At 64.0% G+C, this 9,810-nt stretch carries 8 protein-coding genes; 5 read left to right on the forward strand and 3 right to left on the reverse strand.

The window, feature by feature from the left end:
• The first annotated feature begins 47 nt into the window (after positions 1–47).
• Genes ACWGTO_RS29905 through ACWGTO_RS29925 form a run of 5 tightly spaced genes read left to right on the forward strand, consistent with a single transcriptional unit; the run spans position 48 to position 5,245 of the window.
• Positions 48–1,589, forward strand: coding sequence for a sugar ABC transporter ATP-binding protein (locus tag ACWGTO_RS29905; RefSeq protein WP_454578381.1), 1,542 nt, complete (start codon positions 48–50; stop codon positions 1,587–1,589).
• Positions 1,586–2,563 carry an ABC transporter permease gene (locus ACWGTO_RS29910; protein WP_454578382.1) on the forward strand — a complete coding sequence of 326 codons (978 nt, stop codon included), beginning with the start codon at positions 1,586–1,588 and terminating at the stop codon, positions 2,561–2,563. The genes ACWGTO_RS29905 and ACWGTO_RS29910 overlap by 4 nt, the downstream gene beginning before the upstream one ends.
• Positions 2,560–3,555 carry an ABC transporter permease gene (locus tag ACWGTO_RS29915; RefSeq protein ID WP_454578383.1) on the forward strand — a complete coding sequence of 332 codons (996 nt, stop codon included), beginning with the start codon at positions 2,560–2,562 and terminating at the stop codon, positions 3,553–3,555. The genes ACWGTO_RS29910 and ACWGTO_RS29915 overlap by 4 nt, the downstream gene beginning before the upstream one ends.
• Positions 3,555–3,872, forward strand: a complete 318-nt coding sequence (gene rhaM, locus ACWGTO_RS29920; RefSeq protein ID WP_454578384.1) for an L-rhamnose mutarotase — start codon at positions 3,555–3,557, stop codon at positions 3,870–3,872. The genes ACWGTO_RS29915 and rhaM overlap by 1 nt, the downstream gene beginning before the upstream one ends.
• Complete coding sequence (locus ACWGTO_RS29925) at positions 3,869–5,245, forward strand: FGGY-family carbohydrate kinase (RefSeq protein ID WP_454578385.1); 1,377 nt, start codon at positions 3,869–3,871, stop codon at positions 5,243–5,245. The genes rhaM and ACWGTO_RS29925 overlap by 4 nt, the downstream gene beginning before the upstream one ends.
• On the opposite strand, the gene ACWGTO_RS29930 is transcribed toward ACWGTO_RS29925, so the two are convergent.
• The 3 genes from ACWGTO_RS29930 to galE form a co-directional block, all read right to left on the reverse strand.
• A complete protein-coding gene (locus ACWGTO_RS29930) occupies positions 5,246–7,072 on the reverse strand; it encodes an alanine racemase (protein ID WP_454578386.1) in 1,827 nt (608 codons plus the stop codon).
• 2 nt (positions 7,073–7,074) lie between these two features.
• Positions 7,075–8,325, reverse strand: a complete 1,251-nt coding sequence (locus ACWGTO_RS29935) for a D-amino acid dehydrogenase (RefSeq protein ID WP_454578387.1) — start codon at positions 8,323–8,325, stop codon at positions 7,075–7,077.
• Between the two features lie 106 nt (positions 8,326–8,431).
• Positions 8,432–9,427 (reverse strand): UDP-glucose 4-epimerase GalE, encoded by a 996-nt coding sequence (galE, locus tag ACWGTO_RS29940; RefSeq protein ID WP_454578388.1) that lies wholly within the window; start codon positions 9,425–9,427, stop codon positions 8,432–8,434.
• Positions 9,428–9,810 lie beyond the last annotated feature (383 nt).

The following is a 9,810-nucleotide window of genomic DNA, read 5'->3' on the forward strand; positions in this document are numbered from 1 at the left end:
ATCCTGCCGCGCTTTAAACCGACCTTGTTTCAGGGCTTGATACAGATATGGACACGACAGCCCAGCACGGCACGGTGAAGGAGGAGCCCGCGGCTCCTGCCCCGCGCCTGACGCTGTCCGGCGTCTCCAAGAGCTTCCCTGGCGTGCGCGCGCTGCACAATGTCAGCCTGTCGCTCTACCCCGGCCAGGTAACGGCGCTGATCGGCGAGAACGGCGCCGGCAAGTCGACGCTGGTCAAGATCATGACCGGCATCTACCAGCCCGACGCAGGCACGATCAGCATTGACGGCCAGGCCGTCACTCTACCCAGCGCGCATGCCGCCTTCGGCCATGGCGTCACCGCCATCCATCAGGAAACCGTGCTGTTCGACGATTTGACGGTCGCCGAAAACATCTTTCTCGGTCATGCGCCGCGCACACACTTCGGCACCATCGACTGGCGCATGATGCGCAAGAATGCGCACGAAGTGCTCGACACCATGCATGCCGGCCATATCGACGCCGATGCGCGACTGAAGGACCTCGGCATTGCCAACAAGCACCTGGTCGCGGTGGCGCGCGCCATGTCGATCGATGCGCAGATCGTCATCATGGACGAGCCGACCGCAGCCCTTTCGATGAAGGAAATCGAGGAGCTGTTTTTGCTCATCGAATTCCTCAAGGAGGAAGGCAAGGCGATCCTGTTCATCAGCCACAAGTTCGACGAGATCTACCGGATCGCCGACCGCTACACTGTGTTTCGCGACGGCGAGATGGTCGGCGAAGGGCTGATCAAGGATGCCGGCCAGAGCCAGATCGTGCGCATGATGGTCGGCCGCTCCGTCGACCACATCTTTCCGCAGCGCAAGGCGGAGATCGGTAGGCCGGTGCTGTCGGTCTCGGGCCTGTCGCATCCGACCGAATTCAACGATATCAGCTTCGAGCTGCATAAGGGCGAGATCCTCGGCTTCTACGGCCTTGTCGGCGCAGGCCGCAGCGAGGTGATGCAGGCGATTTCAGGCATTACCCGCATATCGGGCGGAACGATCACGCTGGAAGGCAAGGCGATCGCGCCGAAATCGGCGGCGGATTCGATCGAGGCCGGCATCGTCTATGTGCCCGAAGAGCGCGGCAAGCAGGGCGTGGTGATCGGCCTGCCCATCTTCCAGAATGTCTCGCTGCCTTCGCTCAAGCGTACGTCGAAATCCGGCCTGCTGCGACTGGCCGAGGAGTTTTCGCTCGCCCGCTCCTACACCGAGCGGCTCGACCTCAGGGCGTCCTCGCTCAGCCAGGATGTCGGCACGCTGTCAGGCGGCAACCAGCAGAAGATCGTCATCGCCAAATGGCTGGCGACCGCGCCCAAGGTGATCATCCTGGACGAGCCGACCAAGGGCATCGACATCGGCTCCAAGGCCGCCGTGCACGGGTTCATGGCCGAGCTGGTGGCGCAAGGCCTGTCGGTGATCATGGTTTCGTCCGAACTACCCGAAATCCTCGGCATGTCCGATCGCGTCGTCGTCATGCGTGAAGGCCTTGTCGCGGCGGTCTACGACAATAGGGGCCTTGATGCCGAGACGCTGGTCCGGACGGCAGCGGGGATCGCGGCATGAAGGCGTTTCTGAAGTACCGCGAGATCTGGCTGGGGGCGGCCATCGTCGTGTTGATCGGGCTGATCTCGACGCGCTTCCCGGGCTTTGCCGATCCCGGCAATCTCGGCCAGGTGTTCAACGACACGTCGATCCTGATGATCCTGGCGCTGGGACAGATGGTGGTCATCCTGACGCGCTCGATCGACCTGTCGATGGCCTCCAATCTCTGTTTCACCGGCATGGTGGTGGCGATGCTGAATGCGGCGCATCCGGCGATCCCGATCCCGCTGCTGATCGTCATTGCGCTCGCCGTCGGGCTGGTGCTCGGCGCCATCAACGGCCTGCTGGTCTGGCGGCTGAACATCCCGTCGATCGTGGTGACACTGGGCACGCTCACCATCTATCGCGGCGCCACCTTCGTCCTGTCCGGTGGCGCCTGGGTCAATGCCGACAAGATGAGCCCGGAGTTCATCGGCTTCCAGCGTGCAGCTTTCCTTGGTATCCCGGTTCTGTCCTGGATCGCCATCCTGGTCATCGCGCTGTTCTTCCTCGTGATGACGCGCACCGCGCTCGGCCGCTCGATCTACGCCATCGGCGTCAATCCGACAGCGTCGGTCTATGCCGGCATCGATGTCGGCCGCACCAAGTTCATCGTCTTCTGCATCTCAGGCATGATCGGTGGCCTCTCCGGCTATCTCTGGATCTCGCGCTATGTCATCGCCTCGGTCGAGGTCGCAAATGGCTATGAGCTCAACATCATCGCCGCCTGTGTCATCGGCGGCATTTCGATCGCCGGCGGTATCGGCTCGGTCGGAGGCGCGGTGCTGGGCGCGCTGTTCCTCGGCATCATTTCCAACGCGCTGCCGGTCATCAACATATCGCCCTTCTGGCAGATGGCGATCTCGGGCAGCGCCATCATCCTGGCCGTCGTGCTCAACGCGCGCGGCGAACGCCAGCAAGGCCGCATTATTCTGAAAAAAGCGGAGGCGGCATGAGCGACGTCCCTGCCCCGCGCCATATTCCCGACCGGCTCGACAAGCCGCTCTCCTCTGCGATCTTTTCCTGGGAGGCACTGCTGGTCGTGGTGGCCGTCGCCATCTTCGCCATCAACAGCTTCGCCTCGCCCTATTTCCTCGATGCCTACTCGTTGTCGGACCTGACCTTCAATTTCACGGAGAAGGGCCTGATCGCCTTCGCCATGGCGCTGCTGATCATTTCCGGCGAGATCGACCTGTCGGTCGCCGCCATTGTCGCGCTGGCCTCGACGCTGATGGGCATGGCGGTGCAGGCCGGCGTCGGCACGCCGGTGCTGATGGCGATCGGCATCGCCGTCGGGCTCGGTTGCGGCGCCTTCAACGGGCTACTGGTGACGAGGCTCGGCCTGCCCTCCATCGTCGTCACCATCGGCACGATGAGCCTGTTTCGCGGCATCGCCTTCATCATCCTCGGCGACCAGGCCTACAAGGGTTATCCCGAAAGCTTCGCCTTCTTCGGCCAGGGTTACGTCTGGTGGGTGGTGTCGTTCGAGCTGGTGCTGTTCCTCATAGCGGCTGTCGTCTACTGGTTCATCCTCCACCGCACCAGTTTCGGCCGGCGTGTCTTCGCCATTGGCAACAATGCGGTTGCCGCGCAGTTTTCCGGCGTGCGCGTCGGCCGCATCAAATTCATCCTGTTCTGCCTGACCGGGCTGATGGCAGGCATCGCCTCGGTGCTGATCACCTCGCGGCTTGGCTCGACGCGGCCGTCGATCGCGCAGGGCTATGAGCTCGAAGTCATCACCATGGTTGTGCTCGGCGGCGTATCGATCCTCGGTGGCTCCGGCAGCATTGTCGGCGTCGTGCTCGCGGCCTTCATCATGGGGCTGGTGACCTTCGGCCTCGGCCTGCTCAACGTGCCTGGCATCGTCATGTCGATCTTCATCGGCCTGTTGCTGATCGTCGTCATTGCACTGCCGATCGTCTGGCGGCGGCTGCGTGGTAACAGCTGATGCCTGAGAAATACGCCTTCAAGATGAAGCTCAAACCCGGCATGAAGGCCGAGTACCAGAAGCGCCACGACGAGATCTGGCCGGCACTGGTGGCGCTGCTGAGACAGGCCGGGGTTTCCGACTATTCGATCCATCTCGACGATGAGACCAACATCCTGTTCGGCGTGCTGTGGCGGCGCGACGACCATGGCATGGCCGACCTGCCGAAACATCTGGTGATGCAGCGCTGGTGGGCCCATATGGCCGACATCATGGAAACGAAGCCCGATAACGAGCCGGTGGCCGTGCAACTGGAAACAGTGTTCCATATGGCATGAGTGGGCTGCGCCATATCGCCGTCATCGACATCGGCAAGACCAACGCCAAGGTTGCGCTGGTCGATCTCGTTACGCTGAGCGAGGTCGCGCTGCGCCGGATGGCCAATGCGCCTGTACGGCAGGCGCCCTACCCGCATCATGATGTCGAGGCGCTGTGGACTTTCGTCCTCAACAGCCTGGCCAGCCTCAACCGCGAACAGCGCATCGACGCCATTTCGATCACCACCCATGGCGCGACAGGTGTGCTGGTCGACGCTTCTGGTGAACTGGTGCTGCCGGTGCTCGACTATGAGTTCGACGGACCCGACAGGCTGGCGGCGGAGTATGCCGCGATCCGCCCGACCTTCGCCGAGACCGGCACGCCGCGCCTGCCGCTCGGCCTCAATCTCGGCGCGCAATTCTTCTGGCAGCAGAAGCGTTTTCCCTCGGAATTCGCCAGGGCCAGCGCAATGCTGATGTATCCGCAATACTGGGCGCTGCGGCTGACCGGCATCGCTGCCAACGAGGTAACATCGCTTGGCTGCCACACCGATCTTTGGAACCCGTGGGCTGCGGATTTTTCGTCGCTGGTCGACCATCTGGGTTGGCGCAGCCTGATGGCGCCGGTGCGGTCGGCCAGGGATCAGCTCGGCCCGATCCTGCCGGCGCTTGCCGCGCGGACCGGGCTCGATCCGCAAACACCGGTGTTCTGTGGGCTCCACGATTCCAACGCTTCGCTGCTACCGCATCTCCTGGCCGACGCGCCGCCCTTCTCGGTCGTCTCGACCGGCACCTGGGTGGTGTCGATGGCGGTCGGAGGCAAAGGGGTAGAGCTCGACGCGGCGCGCGATACGCTGGTCAATGTCAGTGCACTTGGTGCTCCGGTACCCTCGGCGCGGTTCATGGGTGGTCGCGAGTTTTCCCTGCTGACCAAGGACAAACCGCAAGATTGCAGCGGCAGCGATGTACTGACCGTTCTGACAAGAAAAATGCTGCTTTTGCCCTCGACTCAGCAGGGATCAGGACCTTTTCCGCACCATGCCGCGGGATGGCTGGGTGCCGACAGCATCAGCAAGGCAGAGCGCTTCGCCGCCATCTCGTTCTATCTGGCGCTGATGACGGCGACGTGCCTCGACCTAGTCGGCGCCGACGGTCCGACGACCGTGGAAGGACCCTTTGCCCGCAACCGGCTGTTTGTCGGCATGCTGGCCGCGGCGACCGGACGTACCGTCATCGCTTCCGAAGCGGCCACCGGCACCAGCATCGGAGCGGCGCTGCTGGCATCCGACGAGATGCCGGTGCACGGCAAGGGCGAGAGGATAGAACCGCAGGCCGACCCGATCTGGGCCGCCTATGTCAGCGCATGGCGCGCGGCCGTGGAAGCGCAGGGCTGATCACAGGATCCGCTTGCCGAAGGCCGACATGACGAAGTTGACGGCGTCGGTGCCGATCCTGGGCTCCAGATCGGTGGTTATCCCCGAAACGTCCATCGACAGCAGCCCGCCGGACAGCGCTATCGCCTCCATCGCCTGGTGCGTCTCGCGCACCGTCAGTCCGCCGGAGCCTGCCGCCCATCCGGCGAATTCAGTGGCTGTCGGCGAATAGCTGACGTGAAAGCCCTGTGTGCCCGACGAGGCGATGCGGATCGCCTCATGCATGAGATCGCGCATGCCCATGGCGTCGATGTCAGTCATCGTGAAAGCCGAAACGCGCGAATCCTTCAGCACCCGCGCTTCGGCAGGATCGGCATGGCGCAGGCCGATGATGACGACATTTTCCGGCGACAGCTGCGGCTGCAGCGCGCCCACCTTGTGATCGAGGCCCAGCACACGCGCCAGCACCGACCCTTCCGGCAGGTCATTGCCCTCTTCGTCCTCCGGCATTAGTGCGGCAATGGAATCGATCCAGATCAGGCCGAAGGAATGCGTCGCGCGCGCCGTCGCCGTCAGCGCCTTGTGAGCGATGCGGCGGTCGGCGCCAGCAGCGAGCCGGATCAGGCCTGAGGGCGGGCGCTCGACATCGGCGAGTTCGACAACATCGAAATTCATCGCTTCCAACCGCGCGCCGGTCCCCTCGCGGGCGAGAATGCCGGCGGCGGCAGGCTCGGCCGTGATCGACACCATCTTGCGGCCGGAGAAATCGGCGACGTCATGCATCGGAGCTTTTTCGACATATTCCGAGGTCATTGCCAAAAGCATGGCGCCGTAGTTCATGCGGAAGGCCACGCGGTCGCCGACGGCGGGGCGCGGATCGGCGTCCTGGACGTCGAGCAGCAGATGGTCGCTGGAGGCGCCGAGCACGCGCACCCCCTTTGCGATCGGCGTCAGCCCTTCGACCAGCACGTCCTCGCGGCCGATATTGGCGATGGCGCGCAGCCGGTCGCCTTCGTCCGGGAAAACCGGCTGGTTGCCGAAAGCGTCGTAGCCGGACGTGCCGATCGGCCGCGACGGCTTGAGCTTGACCTCGATGATGTCGCTGGTCAGCCGACAGGCATCGGGTTCGAGTTCCGGCCACGGCACGTCCCTGAAGGTCTCGATGCCGCCTTGCAGGATCGCCTCGCCGACCCTGAGATTGTTGATGCCGGCGGGCAGCTTGCCTTCGAGCAGCAGTGTCAGCGATGACGACGCGCCCCCCGAAATCAAGTCGAGGCTTTTGCCGGACAGGCGCTCGGTCTTGTAGGCATGGGCGACGAGCTGGCCGAGATTTTCCGGCGTCGGCATGATGGCGCCGAAACAGCCGAGATTGGTGCCGATGCCGGCGATGCGTACACCTCTAAATTCCAGGATCTGCTCGACGGTCGGGATCAGATCGCTAGGCCAGATACCTTCCCTGAGATCGCCGAGATCGATCATCAGCATGATGTCGTGGACGCGGCCCATGCGCGCGGCGATCCGCGATATCTCGCGGATCGTGGTCAGCTCCGACTGCAGGCTGATGTCGACGGTGCGCACCACTTCCTCGACGCGGGCCATGGGCGGGCTGCGCAGCAGCATGACCGGCGCCGTGATGCCGCTGTCGCGCAGCCGGCGGATGTTTTCGAAGCGCGACTCAGCGATGCCGGCGACACCGCCGCGCAGCATGGCGCGCGCCACTTGCGGCATGCCGCACGTACCCTTGGTGACGCCGAACACCTTGATGCCCGACAACGCACAGCGTTCGACGATCGTGCGCGCGTTGCGCTCGATGCGGCCAAGGTCGATGGCGACTTGCGGTCCCGACATACCTAGCCTCCGTAGACCAGACCTTGCGGGTCGATCTCCGGCTTGCGGCCGGCAACGAGGCCCGCCAGGAATTTGCCGGAGCCACAGGCCATGGTCCAGCCGACGTGGCCGTGGCCAGTGTCGAGATAGAGGTTGTCGTAGCGCGCCTGGCCGATGACCGGTACCGAGTTCGGCATCATCGGTCGCAAGCCTGCCCAGAGTTCAGCCTTCTTCTCGTCGAAGGCGCCGGGGAACAGGTCCTTGCCGGTTCTGAACATGGCGGCGAAGTCGCTCGGCTTGTGGGTGCGGTCGAAGCCGGTGAATTCGGCGGTCGAGGCCAACCGCAAACGGTTGCCCAGCCTCGAATAAGCGATCAGCTGGTCCTCGTCAGCGCCGCCCATGGTCGGGCCTTTGCTCGCGTCCTCCAACGGAATGGTCGCTGTATAGCCTTTAACCGGATAGACCGGCAGATCGATGCCGTAGCGGCGGCCGAGCAGGCCGCTTTCCGGCCCCATCGAGATCACCACGGCATCGCCAGTCACCGGACCGGCCGAGGTCATCACAGCGCGCACCTTGTCGCCTTCGATGTCGAGGCCTTCGACTGTCGTGCCGAAGAGAAACTTCACGCCGAGCTTCTCGGCCGAATACGCGGCGAGGTTTTCCACGAACTGCCGGGAATCCCCGGTCTGGTCGATCGGCGAATAGACGCCGCCCGCGATCTTTTCCTTCACCCCGGCGAGCCCGGGTTCGAGTTCGATCAGCCGGTCGCGCCCCACGACCTCGATCGGAAGGCCGTGTTCGGCGAGATAGCGATAATTGCCCGTGCCCGTGTCGAGACTGTGCTGCGAGCGGAAGAAATAGAGGATGCCGTTCTTGCGCTCGTCATAGTGGATGCCGGTGTCGGCCGAGATGGCATTGATGCAGTCGCGCGAATAGAGCGCCAGGCGCAATTTGACCTGGCTGTTGGCGCGCAGGCGGGCCACCGTGCACTGGCGCAGGAAGCGCAGGCTCCAGGCGAGGAAATAGGGGTCGAAGCGCAGCCTGACCTTGATGCCGAGATCATGGTTCCAGAGCGCGCGCAGGAAAGTCTTCAGCGCCGCCGGCGAGGCCCAGGCGGTGGCGTCGCCCGGCGAGACCAGGCCGGCATTGGACTGGCTGGTGCCGCGTGCCGGCGCCGGATGGCGCTCGATGACGGTGACCTCGTGGCCGTCGGCGGCCAGATAATAGGCAGCCGCCGTACCGACAACGCCGGCCCCGAGCACCGTTATCCTCATGCTACCCCCCAAAAGCTCCTCGCGGCGCAGCGCCTCCACGCCGCATCAGCGAATGCCTTCAATAGCGCTTCGCCGCGCGCCTTGCGAGCCCTTGGGGACGCCAGGCTCAGCCCCGGGCGGAGTTCTTGCTGGTCAGAATGCGCTCCCAGGCGAGTGCGTCGGCGACGATCTGATCGAGATCGTCGCGCTGCGGGGTCCAGCCGAGTTCGGCGCGCGCAAGGTCGGAATTGGCGACGATGGCGGCGGCGTCGCCGAGACGGCGGTCGCCCATCTTGACCTCGAAATCCCGGCCGAAGGCGCGGCGCACGCTGTCGATGACTTCGAGCACGGAATAACCGTGGCTGTAGCCGCAATTGGCGACGAGGCTGGTGCCCCCCGCGCGCAGCCGCTCCAGCGCCAGGCGATGCGCCGCGGCCAGGTCGCTGACATGGATGTAGTCGCGCATGCAGGTGCCGTCCGGCGTCGGATAGTCGGTGCCGAACACCTGCATGAAGGGGCGCTTGCCGAGCGCGGTCTCGCAGGCAACCTTGATCAGATGGGTGGCGCCCGGCGTCGACTGGCCGGTGCGGCCCCTGGGATCGGCGCCGGCGACGTTGAAGTAGCGCAGCGCCGTGTAGCGCAAGGGGTGCGCCAGCGCCGCATCGCGCAGCATCCATTCGCTCATCAGCTTGGACAGGCCGTAGGGCGATTCAGGCGCCAGGCGGGCATCCTCGCGCACCGGCTCCAGCCCGGCGCCGCCATAGACTGCGGCGGTGGATGAGAAGATGAAATTGGGCACGCCCTCTCGTACGGCGGTCTCGATCAGCGTGCGGGTCTTCGAGGTGTTGTTCTCGTAATAGGCGAGCGGATCGGTAACCGATTCGGGAACCACGATCGAACCGGCGAAATGGATGATCGCGTCGATATGATTGTCCCTGATGATCTGGCCGACCAATTCCTTGTCGGCAACATCGCCGACGACCAGCTTCGCTTCCGGCGCCACCGCCCATTCGAAGCCGGTGGAAAGCCGGTCGAGAACGACGACGCTCTCGCCGGCATCCAGCAGTTCCCAGACCATGTGGCTGCCGATATAGCCGGCGCCGCCTGTCACCAAAACCGTCATTCCGTATCCTCGCTATTCAAGATTTATCGGAAACTGTCTCAAATGCCGCCTTACTGGAAAGACCGCCGCAGGGCTATACAAGGCCAGTGTGTTAAGTCCGTAACAGTCTCAGCGGCCCAAGGCATCGTAGTGAAACAAAGTTGATGCACATCAATGGAATAAGCCACGATCCCGGATCGTTAGGAACAGTGGCGGGGCGTGGCATTTTGACCAAACAGGCCCGGTGGACGACGAATGGGCCAATGATTATGATCCCGCGCAAAACTGGGAAGGCGACATGAACTATCAGCGGTTCTTCGAGGAAGCGATCGACCAGCTCCATGCCGAGCGGCGCTACCGCGTTTTCGCCGATCTCGAGCGCATTGTCGGCAAGTTTCCGCGCG

This window comes from Mesorhizobium sp. PL10 (genome assembly GCF_053714315.1).

Excerpts from the sequence above, each read along its gene's own strand:
- ACWGTO_RS29905 (WP_454578381.1), top strand. The coding sequence starts at position 48 with ATGGACACGACAGCCCAGCACGGCACGGTGAAGGAGGAGCCCGCGGCT.
- ACWGTO_RS29910 (WP_454578382.1), top strand. The coding sequence starts at position 1,586 with ATGAAGGCGTTTCTGAAGTACCGCGAGATCTGGCTGGGGGCGGCCATC.
- ACWGTO_RS29915 (WP_454578383.1), top strand. The coding sequence starts at position 2,560 with ATGAGCGACGTCCCTGCCCCGCGCCATATTCCCGACCGGCTCGACAAG.
- rhaM (WP_454578384.1), top strand. The coding sequence starts at position 3,555 with ATGCCTGAGAAATACGCCTTCAAGATGAAGCTCAAACCCGGCATGAAG.
- ACWGTO_RS29925 (WP_454578385.1), top strand. The coding sequence starts at position 3,869 with ATGAGTGGGCTGCGCCATATCGCCGTCATCGACATCGGCAAGACCAAC.
- ACWGTO_RS29930 (WP_454578386.1), bottom strand. The coding sequence starts at position 7,072 with ATGTCGGGACCGCAAGTCGCCATCGACCTTGGCCGCATCGAGCGCAAC.
- ACWGTO_RS29935 (WP_454578387.1), bottom strand. The coding sequence starts at position 8,325 with ATGAGGATAACGGTGCTCGGGGCCGGCGTTGTCGGTACGGCGGCTGCC.
- galE (WP_454578388.1), bottom strand. The coding sequence starts at position 9,427 with ATGACGGTTTTGGTGACAGGCGGCGCCGGCTATATCGGCAGCCACATG.